Source organism: Idiomarina sp., assembly GCF_048265525.1.
GTDB lineage: Bacteria > Pseudomonadota > Gammaproteobacteria > Enterobacterales > Alteromonadaceae > Idiomarina.
This window is the reverse complement of record NZ_JBLXBI010000001.1, coordinates 962,177-978,412: the sequence shown is the minus strand read 5'-3', so window position 1 is coordinate 978,412 and position 16,236 is coordinate 962,177. Positions and strand designations below refer to the sequence as shown.

At 48.6% G+C, this 16,236-nt stretch carries 13 protein-coding genes; 6 read left to right on the top strand and 7 right to left on the bottom strand.

From position 1 onward, the window contains the following. Positions 1 to 9: 9 nt before the first annotated feature. Positions 10 to 1,815: a bifunctional metallophosphatase/5'-nucleotidase gene (locus ACN0TF_RS04730; protein WP_417440972.1), complete on the top strand. Its 1,806-nt coding sequence runs from the start codon at positions 10 to 12 to the stop codon at positions 1,813 to 1,815. Further along, the gene (locus tag ACN0TF_RS04725; RefSeq protein WP_253620244.1) at positions 1,815 to 3,017 is read left to right on the top strand and encodes a multidrug effflux MFS transporter; all 1,203 of its coding nucleotides are present in this window, start codon (positions 1,815 to 1,817) and stop codon (positions 3,015 to 3,017) included. The genes ACN0TF_RS04730 and ACN0TF_RS04725 overlap by 1 nt, the downstream gene beginning before the upstream one ends. Before the next feature lie 5 nt (positions 3,018 to 3,022). Here ACN0TF_RS04725 and ACN0TF_RS04720 read toward each other — a convergent pair whose 3' ends face one another. Together ACN0TF_RS04720 and fadE are read right to left on the bottom strand one after the other, a co-directional pair. Next, a complete protein-coding gene (locus tag ACN0TF_RS04720) occupies positions 3,023 to 4,591 on the bottom strand; it encodes an AbgT family transporter (RefSeq protein WP_417440971.1) in 1,569 nt (522 codons plus the stop codon). 103 nt (positions 4,592 to 4,694) lie between these two features. Further along, positions 4,695 to 7,148: an acyl-CoA dehydrogenase FadE gene (gene fadE, locus ACN0TF_RS04715; RefSeq protein WP_417440970.1), complete on the bottom strand. Its 2,454-nt coding sequence runs from the start codon at positions 7,146 to 7,148 to the stop codon at positions 4,695 to 4,697. 147 nt (positions 7,149 to 7,295) lie between these two features. Between fadE and ACN0TF_RS04710 the strand changes: the two genes are divergently transcribed. Further along, positions 7,296 to 8,045, top strand: a complete 750-nt coding sequence (locus ACN0TF_RS04710) for a DUF3108 domain-containing protein (RefSeq protein WP_417440969.1) — start codon at positions 7,296 to 7,298, stop codon at positions 8,043 to 8,045. A 1-nt stretch (position 8,046) separates the two neighbouring features. Here the strand turns inward: ACN0TF_RS04710 and purN are convergent, their stop codons facing one another. From purN to ACN0TF_RS04685, 5 genes are all read right to left on the bottom strand, one after another. Further along, complete coding sequence (gene purN, locus ACN0TF_RS04705; RefSeq protein WP_417440968.1) at positions 8,047 to 8,685, bottom strand: phosphoribosylglycinamide formyltransferase; 639 nt, start codon at positions 8,683 to 8,685, stop codon at positions 8,047 to 8,049. Then, positions 8,685 to 9,740 (bottom strand): phosphoribosylformylglycinamidine cyclo-ligase, encoded by a 1,056-nt coding sequence (gene purM / locus ACN0TF_RS04700; protein ID WP_255801622.1) that lies wholly within the window; start codon positions 9,738 to 9,740, stop codon positions 8,685 to 8,687. Before purM ends, purN begins: the two co-directional genes overlap by 1 nt. 84 nt (positions 9,741 to 9,824) lie before the next feature. Continuing rightward, on the bottom strand, positions 9,825 to 10,538 hold the full coding sequence (locus ACN0TF_RS04695; RefSeq protein WP_417440967.1) for a response regulator: 714 nt from the start codon (positions 10,536 to 10,538) through the stop codon (positions 9,825 to 9,827). Beyond that, positions 10,535 to 11,566, bottom strand: a complete 1,032-nt coding sequence (locus ACN0TF_RS04690; protein ID WP_417440966.1) for a DUF4118 domain-containing protein — start codon at positions 11,564 to 11,566, stop codon at positions 10,535 to 10,537. The genes ACN0TF_RS04695 and ACN0TF_RS04690 overlap by 4 nt, the downstream gene beginning before the upstream one ends. Positions 11,567 to 11,582: 16 nt before the next feature. Beyond that, the gene (locus tag ACN0TF_RS04685; RefSeq protein ID WP_417440965.1) at positions 11,583 to 13,034 is read right to left on the bottom strand and encodes a TrkH family potassium uptake protein; all 1,452 of its coding nucleotides are present in this window, start codon (positions 13,032 to 13,034) and stop codon (positions 11,583 to 11,585) included. Between the two features lie 121 nt (positions 13,035 to 13,155). On the opposite strand from ACN0TF_RS04685, the gene ACN0TF_RS04680 reads away from it, so the two are divergent. From ACN0TF_RS04680 to elbB, 3 genes are all read left to right on the top strand, one after another. Beyond that, on the top strand, positions 13,156 to 14,298 hold the full coding sequence (locus tag ACN0TF_RS04680) for a peptidase C39 family protein (protein WP_417440964.1): 1,143 nt from the start codon (positions 13,156 to 13,158) through the stop codon (positions 14,296 to 14,298). A gap of 72 nt (positions 14,299 to 14,370) precedes the next feature. After that, positions 14,371 to 15,489: an NADH:flavin oxidoreductase gene (locus tag ACN0TF_RS04675; protein ID WP_417440963.1), complete on the top strand. Its 1,119-nt coding sequence runs from the start codon at positions 14,371 to 14,373 to the stop codon at positions 15,487 to 15,489. A gap of 35 nt (positions 15,490 to 15,524) precedes the next feature. After that, positions 15,525 to 16,178, top strand: a complete 654-nt coding sequence (gene elbB / locus ACN0TF_RS04670; protein ID WP_011234892.1) for an isoprenoid biosynthesis glyoxalase ElbB — start codon at positions 15,525 to 15,527, stop codon at positions 16,176 to 16,178. The last annotated feature ends 58 nt before the right edge of the window (positions 16,179 to 16,236 follow it).

Genomic DNA, 16,236 nt, shown 5'->3' with positions numbered 1-16,236 from the left:
GAACAGCTGGTGAAAACAGGCGAGTTTAATCTAAAACGCATAGTTCGGGGTGTGGCTGCTGTCACTGTTTCTGCATTATTAATCAGTTGCGCATCAGCTCCGCAGGAGCCTGAAAGCAATGAGTTTCGATTGACGTTGCTGCACATTGACGACCACCATTCTAATTTGGACGCCAAGCGGCAGACCTTAGTGTGGGGTGAACAGGAGTGGCAAGCTGAAGCCGGCGGTTTCCCTCGTGTTGGCGCGCAAATCAAAAAGCTACGCGCGGCTAACGAAAATGTACTGACATTGCATGCTGGTGACGCTCTGACAGGCAGCTTGTATTTCACCTTGTTTGGTAGTGAAGCCGACGCCCGCATGATGAACAACATTTGTTTCGATGCCTTCACTATTGGTAACCATGAGTTTGACACCGGCGATGCCGGACTGGCCGAGTTCCTGCAGGAATTGGGAACTGAAAGTTGCCCTACCGTGAAGCTCGGAGCGAATATTAAGCCGAAAGTCGGGCAGTCGCCGCTGACCCCTGACCGCGAGTGGCAAATGTTTCAGCCGTACACAATAGTCGAGCGTGGCGGTGAAGAAATAGCCATTATTGGTCTGGACATTGCCAGTAAAACCAAAAAGTCATCGCAACCAGACGAAACTACTGAGTTTTTAGATGAGCTGGAAACGGCGCGCAAGTATATAGCGGAAGTTCAACAGCAGGGTATTGAGAAAATAGTGCTGCTGACGCACATTCAATACGAGCGGGACAAAGAACTGGTGCAACAGTTACCGGGCGTGGATATTGTTATTGGCGGTGATTCGCATACGTTGTTAGGCGATTTCAGTGATTTTGGTATGGAATCTGACGGGTCTTATCCAACCGAACTGACCAATGCTGACGGCGACAAAGTTTGTATTGGCCATGCTTATCAATATTCATTGGTGGTTGGCGAGATGCAGGCCGTATTTGAAGGTGACAAAATTGCAGAGTGCGGCGGGCGTCCGCATTATCTTCTGAGTGACGACATTCAGGTCAGCGACGGCATTGTGACGACTTACGAGCCGATTAAAACCGCACTGGAGGACAGTGACGTATTCAGCTTTGTTGAACCTGACGCTGAGCTGCAAAGCATGTTGCAAGAGTATCAAGGCAAAGTTGAAGAGTTTTCTGCCGAAGTGCTGGCGCAAGTGCCACAGCAAATTTGCAGTCAGGAAATTGATCTGCCGAGACGCGATGGTTGTGCTGACATCCTGAGTTCTGGTGCTCACCGTCTGGTTGCTGAAGCTTTCCTGAACTCAGTGCCGGAAGCTGACTTTGCTATTCAAAATGGTGGTGGTGTCCGCTCTGGGATTAGTCAGGGAGACTTCACCGTGGGTGACGCTTTCAATGTACTGCCTTTTGCGAATACTCTGGTTAAGCTGGAACTGAGCGGCTCTGAGTTCAAACAGGCAATGGAAGAAGCACTGGCCTATTCCATTTCTGATGGCGGCTCAACCCGAGCTTACCCCTATGGTGCCGGTATTCGTTACTCGGTGGATTTAACTAAAGAAAAAGGTAGCCGCGTGTCCAACCTGCAAGTGTGGGATAAAGGCAGCAACAGTTGGCAGCCAATGACCGCCAGAGCCACCTACGTGATGGTGACAAACAGCTTTATTGCAGGCGGTCAGGACGGTTATGACACCTTTTACCGTGTTAGTGAGCGCGGACGTGCCCGTAATACGGGAATAGACTATGCTCAGTCGCTGGTGGATTATGCCAGAGAGCAGGAGGTTCTGAAGCGCCCGCAAGAATTTGCCACGCAGTCGTATGTTCCTGTGGGAGATAAATAATGGCTCGACCATTCGAGCCAGCCCCTGTTTCCGATAACGCCAGATTCGATTTTATAGTTGTTATTCTGGCGTTATTGACGGCCTTTGCGCCACTTTCCATTGATATGTACCTCCCGGCTTTCAGCGCTATTGCGTCGGACTATGCGACCGATACACATCACGTTGAACTGTCGCTGACGGCATTTTTCTTCGGTCTTTTTATTGGACAGCTGCTCTATGGTACAGCGACCGATAAATTTGGGCGTAAGAACCCGTTGTATATCGGTTTAGCTATATACGTGGTGACATCCATTGGCTGTGCTTTTGCGCCGGATATTCAGTGGCTTATTGCTTTACGCTTCCTGCAGGCTATAGGGGCCTGTGCCGGTATTGTTATTGCAAGGGCTGTGGTGCGTGACTTGTATACACCGCAAGCGTCGGCTCGTGTGTTTTCATTCCTGATACTGGTAATGGGAGTTGCACCTATTCTGGCGCCTCTGTTTGGTGCCTATGTAACCGAATGGATGGGATGGCGTGCTCTGTTCTTAATTGTCGCCGGTTTAGGTGTGGCCTCCGCTGTGACTATTCACTTTGTTTTGCCGGAAACCCGCGGGCGCCGTTACGACGTGCGTATGCGCAATACCGGCAGCACTTACTGGGCGGTTTTACGAGATCCCTCATTCCTGCGTTACTCGTTAACGGGTGCTATTGCTCAGTCGGGGTTGTTTGCCTACATCACAGGTTCGCCAAAAATGTTTATTGAGGTTTTTGGTCTTGAGCCCATGCACTACAGTTGGCTGTTTGGATTAAACGCTATTGGTATTATTGGCTTTTCGCAGCTGAATGGCTGGTTACTGAAATACCACTCCTCACGCAAGATCCTTAATGTTTCTTTACCGATATTGGCCGTAGTATCCATTGTAATGTGCGTTATGGCGTATTTTAATGCCGGCTTCTGGGGAATATTGCTGCCGTTATTTGCCTATATTTCGACTTTAGGCATGGTTTTCCCGAACGCTATGGCCGGGGCTTTGGCTGAACAGAAAGAACGTGCAGGTTCGGCGTCTGCCGTAACCGGTAGCTTACAGTTTTTAATTGCTGGTTTGGTTTCTGCCGGAGTGAGTCAGGCTGGCTCATTCACTGATTACGCCATGGCATGGGTCATAGGTGTGGCCGGCTTACTCGCGGTAATTGCATACCGCGTAATGCGCCGGCCAGAATAAGCTTTTTAGTTATAATAAGTCGGTGCGGCTGGTCCTACAGGGAATCCAAAGACAAAGACCCAAAGGAAGAAAAGCACCGACCAGCCAACAAAGAAGAACATGGAATACGGCAACATCATGGCAACCAGAGTGCCGATACCTAAATCCTTCTTATAACGGGCCGCAACGGCCAATATTAAGCCAAAGTAACTCATCATTGGGGTAATAACGTTAGTGACTGAGTCACCAATGCGGTACGCCGCCTGAATGACTTCCGGCGAGTAGCCAACCAGCATCAGCATCGGCACAAAAATAGGAGCGGTAATAGCCCACTGTGCAGAAGCCGAGCCAAGCATCAGGTTCACAAAGCCGCAGACCATAATGAAGAACAGGAAAATGATAGGGCCGGTCATGCCAATATTGGTCAGAAACTCCGCCCCATTAATGGCAAAAATAGTCCCGAAATTTGTCCATTTAAAGAAGTTAACGAATTGCGCCGCAAAAAATACCAGCACAATGTACATACCCATAGTGCTCATGCTGTGCGACATCGCATCTATAACATCTCGGTCGTTTCGCATGGTCTCGACTGTGCGGCCGTAGACAAAGCCGGGAATGGCGAAAAAGAAGAAGATATAAACAACCACGCCTTTCAGGAATGGCGAACCTTTAACATCACCGGTTTCCGGGTGACGTAAAATACCCCACTCAGGTACAACGGTTAATGCCAGAATACCGGCCAGAACCAGAACGCTTAACCCCGCGTAAATTAATCCTCGTTTTTCCCGTTTGCTCAGAGGATCCATTGAGGATTGATCGGACAAATCAATAGAGGCTTCGTCTTTGTTGTATTTACCGAGTTTAGGTTCGACAATTTTGTCGGTTATAAACGCGCCCATAATGGCAATCAGAAAGGTGCTGACCATCATAAAGTACCAGTTGGCTTCCGCGCCAACGGTATAGGCCGGATCAATAATTTTGGCCGCTTCTTCAGTAATACCCGATAGTAAGGGGTCTACTGTACCAATTAGCAGATTGGCACTGTAGCCTGCGGAAACCCCGGCAAAAGCGGCCGATAAACCGGCTAACGGGTGACGCCCCAGGCCGTAGAAAATCATGGCAGCAAGTGGTACCAGTACAACATAGCCCAGTTCTGCTGCGGTGTTAGAAATAACACCGGCAAAGACGATGGTTACGGTTACCAGGCGCGGCGGAGCTTTCATGACCAGCCCGCGCATAGCCGCAGAAATTAAGCCTGAGCGCTCAGCAACACCGACACCTAAAAGAGCAACCAACACAGTACCCAAAGGCGTGAAGCCGGTAAAGTTGGTGACCAGATTAGTGACAATACGTTGTATTCCCTCAGCATTAAGCAAGCTGACAGCTTTGATAACGGTTTCACCGTCTCTTGGGTCTACTGCGCTGACGCCAAAATAAGCAGCGACGCCACTAATGAAAATAATGAATAAGCAGAAAACTGCGAATAGGGTAATGGGGTGGGGTAACAGGTTACCAAGCCACTCAACGCCATCGAGAAAACGGGTAAACCAGCCTCGTTTGCTGGTAGCGTTATAGTCATTATTGGGAGACTGCATAACTCGCGCCTTTATTATAAGTTTTAGACCAGCGCAAGATTCTAGCATAAAAAAACGGCGCCGCTGAAATCAGGGGCGCCGTTTATAGGTTAACCTTCAGCTGTTATGCAGCTTCATCTTTCTTAAGGTTTTTCAGGGCATAATCGAATGCTGCCTGACCGGCTAATAAATCTTCCGGAGCAAAGTCATCAACGTTAATGGTACGCAGGCGACCAACTTCCGTGCGCTCAAGCAGAGCCACTTCGTCGTCACTCAATACGCCCAGCTCTTTACCTTTAGCGGCTAGCTGGTCTAATTGAGTAAAGCTGAAGCGTTTACCGGCTGCTTTACAAACTTTGTCGTACAGTGGCTCTGAGGCAATCACGTTTTTCAGGGTTTCTTCAAGGAAACCAAAGTGACCTTCAGGGCTCAGGAACTGGCCTTCGCCTAAACGTGTACGAACGTCGTTTGGTGACATCAGCATACGGGCAATTTCATGATCGTTTTTATCTGTAGGACGTTTAGCAATACGGCCTAACGGATACATGACGGCGCGCATGAAGCTACCAACACCGCCAAAGTTCGCCAGCATTTCCAGCTGTGCTTCCTGTAACTTATGCAGAGTGTCCTGCATAGCCCAGTGAACTAACGGCAAGTCTTCTTTAATGCGACCCTGATCATGATAACGTTTCAACACACAAGAACCGATGTACAGGTAGCTGAGCATGTCACCTAAGCGCGCAGAAACGCGCTCTTTACGTTTAAGACTACCACCCAGTTTACCCATAGCAATGTCTGACAATAATGCCATGTTGGCACTAAAGCGGTTCATCTGCTGGTAGTATTTACGGGTTTCGTCGCTAGCCGGAACAGAGCTCAGGCGGTGACCACCAAAACCATAGAACAGTGAACGAACAAAGTTACTGATGGCAAAGCCAATATGACCAAATACGGCTTTATCAAATTTCTTCAATGCAGCCGGGCCTTTTTCAGCCGAAGCTTCCATTTCTTTCAAAACAAATGGATGGCAGCGGATAGCACCCTGACCGTAAATCATCATAGTACGAGTAAGAATGTTGGCGCCTTCTACTGTAATGGCAACCGGAACCCCCTGGTAACCACGGCCAAGGTAGTTATTCGGACCTAAGCAGATACCTTTACCACCATGAATGTCCATAGCGTCGTCCATACAGGCGCGTAGCTTCTCGGTCATGTGGTATTTGGCAATAGCACCAATAACTGAAGGCTTCTCGCCTAAATCAATACCTTTGGTGGATAACATAGTCACCGCATCCATCAGGTAAGCGTTACCGGCTATGCGAGCCATTGGCTCTTCAACACCTTCCATTTTACCAATAGGTAATTTGAACTGACGGCGGATGCGTGAATAAGCACCGGTTGCCAGAGCAATGGATTTAATACCACCAGCGCTGTTTGACGGCAGAGTGATTGAACGGCCGACTGACAGACATTCAACCAGCATACGCCAGCCTTTACCGGCATTTTTCTGGCCACCAATAATGTAATCTAGAGGAACGAATACGTCGTTACCGCGGATAGGGCCGTTCTGGAATGGAACGTTCAGCGGGAAGTGACGGCGACCAATTTCAACACCTTTGGTGTCACGAGGAATAAGCGCACAGGTGATCCCCAGCTCTTCTTCTTCGCCAATAAGGTTGTCAGGGTCGTACATTTTAAATGCCAGACCTAAAACAGTAGCTACTGGCGCTAAGGTAATGTAGCGCTTATTGAAATTCAGTTTGATACCGACAATTTCTTCGCCGTTCCATTCACCTTTACAAACCACACCTGAGTCAGGAATAGCACCTGCGTCAGAACCGGCTTCAGGGCTGGTTAAAGCAAAGCAGGGAATTTCGTCACCGCTGGCTAAGCGTGGCAGGTAATGGTCCTGCTGCTCTTTCGTACCATAATGCTGCAACAACTCGCCCGGGCCTAATGAGTTAGGTACGCCGACGGTTGAGGCCAGCACGGTGCTGACACCGGCAAGCTTCTGTAAAACACGAGACTGTGCGTAGGCAGAAAATTCCAGACCACCGTATTCTTTCTTGATGATCATGGCGAAGAATTTCTCGTCTTTCAGATACTGCCAGACGTGCTCAGGCATGTCCGTTAATTCGTGGGTTACTTCCCAGTCGTCCAGCATTTTGCAGACTTCTTCACATGGGCCTTCTAAAAAGGCTTTTTCTTCAGCCGTTAACTCGGCTTTAGGTACCTTATGAAGTTTTGACCAGTCAGGGTCACCACTGAATAAATCGCCGTCCCACCAGACCGTACCGGCTTCCAGTGCATCGCGCTCGGTGTCAGACATTTCTGGCATTACTTTGCGATATGCGCTAAGAATAGGCTTAGTCAGCAGGTTTAAACGAATTGGCGCTATATTAAGCGGAACCAGAACAATTGCCAGAATAGCCCAAAGTACCGGACCGACAATGTCGATTGCGCTGCCAATAGCGAACATAATAACAAGACCAGCGCTGAACATAGCCAGGCTGGCTCGTTTGTAGATTAATGCAGCCGCGACTATAACAGTAGCGACAATCCAAAGTGCAATACTCATAATGTAATACTCCGATTTGGAGGTCTGACCAGTGATACTGTGCAAGTTAGATCAACCGGAGTATATTTTCAAGGAAAAATTGAACGGGCGTTTGAATTTTGTTGTCAATATAAACGTCCAGTAGTGAACAGAAGGGGAGAAGTGAAAGTGAAAAGGACCGTCAGTTGGCTGGTATCCAGCGTATTATTAAGTGGTTTGGCAATGAGTACTGCTGTCGCAGATAGTCAGAAGAACGCCGAGCAACCCATCGAACAATCAATGAAGCCGTATCAGGCTGACTATGTGATAACGCGTGGCGACAGCGAATATGGTGAAGGTTATCGTTACCTTGAAGTGTCGCCTGAGGACGAATGGCAACTGCGAACAAAGTCGGATATTTCCTGGTTTATTTTGTCGGACACCCGTGAAGCTCGTTCGGTGTTTATTGTAGATGAAGAGAATAGCCGACTGGAGCCTCGTGAGTTTATTTATATGAGAACCGGCACCGGATCGGATAAGTCCTTTCATGGCGAATTCAAAGCGAATGAGAAAAAGGTTCGTAATGTGGATACCGGGCGCATGCTGGATGTGAACTGGGAAGACGCTTTGTTTGATGAAGCCAATGTGACTGAGCAGTTACGTGTGGATTTGGCCAGTGGCGCTGAAACCTTTAAGTACAGAGTGGTTGATGAAAAAGGTCAAGAAGACGAATATCGCTTTGAAGTGCTGACAACAGAAAAATTGTCGTTGCCTTATGGTGAGGTTGAAGCAATAAAAGTCGGGCGTATAAGGGATAATAACCGGCGCCAGACCTTTTTCTGGTTCGCGCCGGAGCTAAACTACGTCATGGTTAAAATGCAGCAGTTTAAAGAAGGTGACGAGCAAGCGACCATGTCACTGAAAAGCTTGTCTATGTAAATTAATCCGCTGCGTAACCTTGAGCGCCTAAAACTTCGCCATCAAAGGTTACGCGGCCGCCTTGCAGCTTCAGACGCTCCTGGCAGAACCAGTTAACCACCAGCGGATAAATACGGTGTTCCTGCTCGTGCACGCGAGCCTGAACTTCTTCCACTGTGTCGCCCTCAAAAATAGGTACTTTAGCCTGCAATACCACCGGGCCACCATCAAGTTCTTCTGTCACAAAATGTACACTCACGCCGTGTTCGGTATCGCCCGCGTCTAATGCCCGCTGGTGCGTATTCACACCTTTATATTTAGGAAGAAGAGAAGGATGAATGTTGAACATGCGGCCTTCATAGTGGCGTGTAAAGTCACCCGTCAGAATTCGCATAAAACCCGCCAGAACCACTAAATCGGGCTGGTAACTGTCAATCAGCGACTTCAGTTCGGCGTCATAAGCCTCGCGAGAGTCAAACTCTTTATGACTCAATACCTCGGTATCAATGCCTTTAGCAGCAGCTTTTTCCAGGCCTTTAGCCGAGGCTTTATTGGAAATGACCGCAACCACTTCACCGGCTACTTTTCCATCTTCGCAGGCCTGTTGAATGGCCTGCATATTACTACCGGTGCCTGAAATTAGTACAACAATACGCTTCATTAGTGAGTCTCGTCGGCCAGAATGTCGACTTGCTCTTCACCTTCAGCAGCGTTGGCAATACGGCCAATTTTCCAGGCGTCTTCACCTGCGTCCGTCAGAATTTGAATGGCTTTATCTGCTTGCTCGTTAGGGACAGCGATGACCATACCCACACCACAGTTAAAGGTGCGGTACATTTCTTTCATGCTGACATTGCCGTTCTCTTTTAACCAGTCAAAAATAACCGGCCAGTCCCAGCTGTTGCCGTCAATAACGGCTTTGCTGCCTTTCGGTAAAACGCGTGGAATGTTTTCCCAGAAGCCGCCACCGGTAATGTGTGACAATGCATGTACAGGTACGTGTTTAATCAGCTCCAGAACCGGTTTAACGTAAATGCGGGTAGGTTCTAATAAATGATCAGCCAGTGTTTTACCCTGCAGGTGAGACTCTAAATCCGCACCGCTCACTTCAATGATTTTGCGAATAAGCGAGTAACCATTTGAATGAGGGCCGCTGGAGGCCAGAGCAATTAAGGCGTCGCCGTCGGCAACTTTGGTGCCGTCAATAATTTCAGATTTTTCAACAACACCCGTACAGAAACCGGCTAAGTCATAATCGCCGCCTTCGTACATGCCCGGCATTTCTGCAGTTTCGCCACCAATAAGAGCACAGCCCGACTGTTCACAGCCGTCGCCGATACCGGCAACCACGTCAGCTGCTACGTCAACGTCCAGCTTGCCCGTTGCGTAGTAGTCAAGGAAGAACAGAGGTTCAGCGCCTTGTACAATAAGGTCGTTGACGCACATAGCAACTAAGTCGATACCCACACCACGATGGCGTTTAAGGTCTATGGCTAAACGGAGCTTGGTACCCACACCGTCGGTTCCGGACACCAAAACCGGTTGTTTATAACCAGCCGGAATTTCACACAGAGCGCCAAACCCACCAATGTTCCCCATGACTTCAGGCCGGTGCGTGCGCTTGGTAACGCCTTTAATACGTTCAACCAATGCATTACCAGCGTCAATGTCGACGCCCGCGTCTTTATAACTTAGAGAAGGTTTTTTATCGCTCACAGAATAATCCCGACTGGCAAAATTTGCGCGCAAGTTTAACACGATTTAAGCCATAAAAGGTAGCTTAAGCGGCTCCTTATTGTGTCAGGATTTATCTGCGATAAACCGGTACCCAACACCGGGTTCTGTTTCTATATACTTTGGCTGTGCCGGATCATCTTTGAGCTTTTTACGCACCTGGCTGACAAAAATACGCAGATAGTGAGTGTCTTCCTGGTGCGTTCGACCCCAAATTTTCTCCAGCAACTGTTGCTGAGTAACGAGTTTTTGCGGGTGGCTGACTAAGAAATCCAGTAAGGCGTATTCTTTACGGGACAAGGTAACCATCTCGTTTTGCAGAAACACTTTGTGTTGCTCGCGGTCGATGAGTAACTCACCAAAACGAAGCTGGGCTTCGGCTGTGGGTTGTTGATCGGAGAGGTCGCGCAGTAAAACATGAATACGCGCCATAAGCTCCCGAATACCAAAGGGTTTGGTCAAGTAGTCGTTAGCGCCGCCTTCCAGTAGTTTAACTTTCTGCAGTTCGTCGTCACGTGCGGTCAGTACCAGTACCGGCACCTGACTCCATTCGCGCAGCTGTCGCATTACCTGATAGCCGTCAGCGTCAGGCAGGCCTAAGTCCAGAATAACCAAATGCGGGTTCTGGCTGGTAATCTGCTTTATCCCTTGCTCGGCTGTCGCTGCTTCCAGGTAGGTGTACCCTTCGGCGGTGAGTGAGGCGCGCATAAAGCGTCGTATCTGTGGTTCGTCATCAATGACTAAAATGCGGGGGCCGTCGGTGCGGGCTTGTGCATTCATGAGACTTCCTCTGTGATGTTGGCGCGTGGTAATTTAATTCGGACAAGGCAGCCATCAGAGCTTTCTTCAATACCTATGTGGCCGTTATGAATGTCGATTATTCCTTTAGCAACGGACAGCCCCAGGCCGGTTCCGCCGGTGCCCGAGTCTTTCTCGCGCGACGAATAAAAAACATTAAATACAAGCGAGCGCTTACTGGTTTCTATGCCGGGGCCTTCATCTTTAATATCAATGACAATGAACTTGTCGGTTTCTGACAGTGACAAAGTAACCGGCGCTGTCTCGCCGGAAAAGCGCATAGCGTTATCAATGACATTAAACAGTGCCTGCTCCAGCAGCGAGGACTGAACTTCAACCATAGCGTGCTGTAAATTATCTTTAACCAGTAACCGTTCTTGTGAAGCAAAGCGCGAAAGAGTTTTACTGATAACCGGACGAATATCCTGCACTGCATGAGTTAGACGAATTTCGCCGTGCTGCAGTCGGGTTGCCTGTAAAAGGTTTTCGATATAACGATGCAGGCGGTCACTTTCATCCAGCGCACCCTGTAACAGCTCGGCCCGTTCTTGCTCCGGCAAGCGTTCCTGATACGCCTGCAAGGTACTTAAATTACCAATCACGCTGGCAAGCGGGGTTCTCAGGTCGTGTGAAACCGAAAGCAAAATGTTTGAGCGCAACTGAGCCTGACGTAAGCTTTCTTTCTGGTTTCTGAACGAGGTGGCTAAGTGGCTGGTAATAACGCCCACGGCAATAAATACAATTGCAGTAACCATTTCGTCTATGTCGGTCATGTGCAGCGAATAGCGTGGCTCTGTAAATAAAAAATTAAACAACAGCAAGGCCAGAACAACAGCAAGTAGTGCCGCGCGAAAATTGGTTAAAAACGCAATAAGCAACACCGCCAGTTGAAGAATGAGTACCGTGCCGGAGGTGGGCAATAACCAGTGATCGAGCAGGTAAGCAATACCCACTGCCGTGCCGGTGACGGCAACGGAGACCAGGTAACCTAACCAGGGCTGTTTACTCATGTTCTAATCTCATGTGCTAGTCTCGCCAGAATTGAGGAAGTAACAATGTTAGCAAAGTAAAGTATTCAAGGCGTCCTAAAATCATTGCTAATGTCAGTACCCAGGTGCCGGTGTCTGATACCGGAATAAAGTTACTGGAAACTTCGCCAAAGCCCGGGCCAAGTACGTTCAAACACGCCGAAACGGCGGTAAATGCAGAGAAAAAGTCCAGTCCGGTCAGCATCAGTATGAGGGTAAGTACCATTGAGCTAATTGCGACCATTAGCATAAAGCTCATTACCGCCTGAATAACGTCGTTAGTCACCGCTTTTCCCTGATACACCACTTTCATAATGGCACGGGGATGTATGGCCTGCAGCATTTGATGTTTCAGAATGCGTAAGGTAATGACATTACGGATAAATTTGTTGCCTCCGGCCGTAGAGCCGGCGCAGCCGCCCAGGTAACTGGCTGCCACTAAAAAGCCAGCGGTAGCCGCAGGCCACGCCGAAAGGTCATCGGCGCCGTAACCGGTACTGGTCATAAAGGAAACGACATGAAAAACCGCCTGATTCAGAGACTCCCCGAAGGAATGATGAGTTTGAGCGTTAAATGCCAGAACAGTCAGAATAACGCTGAAAACCGCCAGCGCAATTAAGAACCAGCGGGTCTCTTCGTCCTGCCAGTAGCCACTTATGGCTCTGGTTGTAAATAGTTTATGGTGCAGGGCAAAACTGATAGCCCCCAAAATCATAAACACATCGGCCACCATCAGAATAATGGGTTGCTGAAAGTGGCCCATGCTGGCGTCGTAGGGCGAAAACCCGCCGGTTGATACGGTCGTCAGACTATGAGCTATGGCGTCGAAAGGAGACATTCCGGCCAGCCAGTAACTGCCAGCACAGCCTATTGTCAGGCACAGATAAACTAACCAGAGGTAACGGCTGGTACTGGCGACACGCGGCGCTAACTTTTCATTTTTAATAGGGCCCGGAGTTTCCGCTTTAAGCAGGCGCATACCACCCACATTCAGCATAGGAAGAATGGCGACCACAAAAATAACGATACCAAGCCCGCCCATCCATTGCAGAAACTGGCGGTACAGTAAAAAGCTTTTGGGCATTTCATCAAGGCCAGTAAGAATGGTGGCACCGGTGGTGGTCATAGCGCTGACCGATTCAAATACCGCGTCGGTGAAGCTGACCCCGGTAACGGACATAATAGGTAATGCTCCCAGAACGCCCATTAAAATCCAGGTAAAAGAAGCGAATGCCAGGGCTTCGCGGAAAAAGATTTTCTTTTGCTCACCGCGGTTAGTGCGGATAAAAAGAAAGAACGCCAGAATAAGGCATAATAGAGAGGGGTAAATAAAATCGGTAAAGGTTTTGTCTCTAAAGACAAAAACCGATAGCAAACCAAAAAAACACTGAATTGAGGCAATCCAGATCATAGGCCAGGTTAATAGGCGCAACGTTGCTTTTAGATTCACTGTTACCTCATGCGAAGAGCCGACTTTTTCTATTACTAAGAGTAATTCTGCAGGGCGTAAAATCTCTATACCGAAAGCGTCTTTAGGCGTAAAATCTGCGTAAAATTAAGGGGTTTATTTTATGGCCAGTATTCAACCGGCACGTAATGAGCATTTAGACGCCGTAACGGCGCTAGAAGCTGTCACTTTCCCCGAAGATGCGATCAGTAAGCGCAGTTTTCGGCGGTTTATTGAGTCGCCTAGCGCCGATTTTCAGGTGTTACTGCTGAACGAAAAGGTCATTGGGTATACCGTTGTCCTGTACCGAAATAATACAAATCTGGCTCGACTCTATGCTTTGGTTGTCGAAAAGGAACATCGTAGTAATGGCTATGGTCGCCGTTTGTTGCAAACTGCAGAAGACTTGGCCGATGAACGACACTCCCTGTTTTTACGTACCGAGGTAGCAACCTCTAATACCGTAGGGCAACAGCTGATGAACAGCGAAGGCTTCCGTGCAATAGAGCTGCGCGAAGCCTATTTCCCGCCTTCTGCATCGCAATCGACAGATGCTCTGGTTCTGCAAAAACTGTTGCCTCGTTACGAAATGGGCGAAGATGCGGGCGTGGGAGCAACCGAAGAATACGTTCCTATGTTGACCCAGTCGACGGAATTTACCTGCGGTCCGGCTAGCCTGCTAATGGCTATGGACTATTTCGGCCGGCCCAGTAGCGACCCGCAAGCCGAAGAGCTGGAAATTTGGCGTCAGGCGACGACCATTTATATGACCTCCGGGCACGGCGGCTGTGGCCCTCATGGGCTGGCGCGGGCGGCGTTTCAGCGTGGCCTGAAAGTTCGGGTGGAAGTAAATACCGACCAGCCATTATTTGTGGATTCGGTTCGTCAGGAGCAGAAAAAGACAGTAATGCAACGCATACAGCAGGCCGATATGACTTACTTGGAAAAACATGGTGTTCCCATTGTTGTGCGCGACTACGACGTAACCTTAATAAAAGAAGATTTAAGCCAGGGCTGTCTGGTTATGGTGCTTATTTCTACTTATCAGTTTGATGGTATTCGGGCACCGCATTGGGTCTTAATTTGCGCAGCGGACGATGACTTCATTTATATAAACGACCCCGATTACGACACCTTGCCCTGGGAATCTCCTACGGAACGTCAATATTTACCGGTGCCTATAAGTACCTTCAGCAAAGCCTTTGGCTACGGTGGTCGTAAGCAAAAAGCAGCGGTTGTACTTTCAGCTGATTTAACAACAAAGTGATCAATTCCCCTTGAATTCTGCGTAATTATGCTCAAAGTCATATAACAGTATTGGATGAAAAAGGAATTCCGTATGAGTTCAGCATTTGATGATTTTGAATTAAAAGACCACAAGCTTGAAAACCGTTTTGTTGTGGCTCCCATGACACGAACCAGTGCCGACAAGAAAGGCAAGCCAACGGAGTTAATGGGCGAGTATTACGAGCGTTTCGCGAAAGGCGGCTGGAGCATGATCATCAGCGAAGGCGTATACACAGATCGGCAGGCAAGCCAAGGGTATGAGAATCAACCGGGTATTACCGACGCACCACAAACCGACGCCTGGAAAGAAATTGTCGAACGAGTACACAAACATGACTGCAAGTTCATTATGCAGCTGATGCATGCGGGCGCTCAGTTGCAGCACAATGAATACACCGATACACCCATTGCGCCCAGCGAAGTAAAGCCTAAAGGTGAACCGTTGGATTTGTATGGCAAAACCGACGGCTGGCCTGAAGTGAAAGCCATGGATGAAACGGATTTTGATGCCGTTATGAATGGTTTTGTTGGTGCCGTGAACCGGGCTAAAGAGGCTGGTTTTGACGGGGTTGAGCTGCATGCGGCTAACGGGTACTTGCTGAATGAATTCTTGAGCGATTATTTTAACCAGCGTCCTGACCAGTGGGGCGGAAACATGGCAAAACGCATGCATTTTCTGGAATTAGTGGTTAAGGCTGCGAAATCCGCTGCAGGCGATGACTTCATTGTAGGTGTGCGTTTAAGCCAAATTACCGTGACTGACTCTGATTATCAGTGGCCGGAAGGCGAGGACGCCATGATAAAAGTGGTGAAGGCCATGGAGAAAGCCGGTGTGGATTACATTCACACAACAGATACGGACGTAATGCGTAAGCCATTTAAAGGTGGCAGTAATAAGTCATTGGGCGACATTGTGCAGGAGTTTTCGGACATTCCGTTAATTGTAAATGGCGGTATTAGCGAGAAAAACTATGAGCATGTCGCGGGGCATTATCCTAATGCTTTGCTCGCTATGGCGAAAACGTCGTTAGCGAATCCGGACTTTCCTATTCGCATTAAGTCTTCCGAGCCAATACGTCAGCTAGATTTTGCCATGCTGCAACCAACAGCTACACTTGAAAATGAGTGGAAGTGGCGCGATGAAAACGATGCGCACATTGAACTGGATTAAAGCGAATTTTAAGTAGCGGACAGGAGGTTTCGACTATGAAAAAAGTAGCAGTTATTTTATCCGGCTCCGGTGTTTTTGATGGAGCCGAAGTGAACGAAGCTGTATTAACCCTATTGCACATAGCAAAGCAGGGTGCCAGCTACGAATGCTTTGCACCGGACATTGAGCAAATGCACACCATTAACCACCTTAAGGGTGAAGAAAGCGGTGATAAGCGCAATGTGCTGGAAGAAGCTGCACGTATCACTCGCGGTGAGGTTAAACCCTTAACCGACTTAGATTCGTCTGAGTTTGACGCGTTAATATTGCCGGGCGGTTTTGGTGTTGCCAAAAACTTCTGCGATTTTGCCGTTAAAGGTGCTGATATGACGGTAAACGACCAGGTGTTGAAAGTTGGTAAAGCCTTTGTTGAGGCGAAGAAACCAGCAGGCTACATGTGTATTTCCCCTGTCTTGTTGCCACATATTTACGGAAAGGGTGTGAAAGTGACTATTGGTAACGACGGCGAAGTTGCCAGTGCTATTAATAAAATGGGCGGCGAGCACGTGAACTGCGGTGTTCGAGATATTGTTGTTGATGACAAGCACCAGTTAGTGACCACACCGGCCTATATGCTGGCTGAAAACCTGCCGGATGCCGAAGAGGGCATTAGTAAGCTGGTTGAAAAAGTCTTGTATATGGCGGCCTAATACCTGACTTAACGTCCAATAAATAACCGCTTGAGTGCGGAACTTATAGCACTTAAGC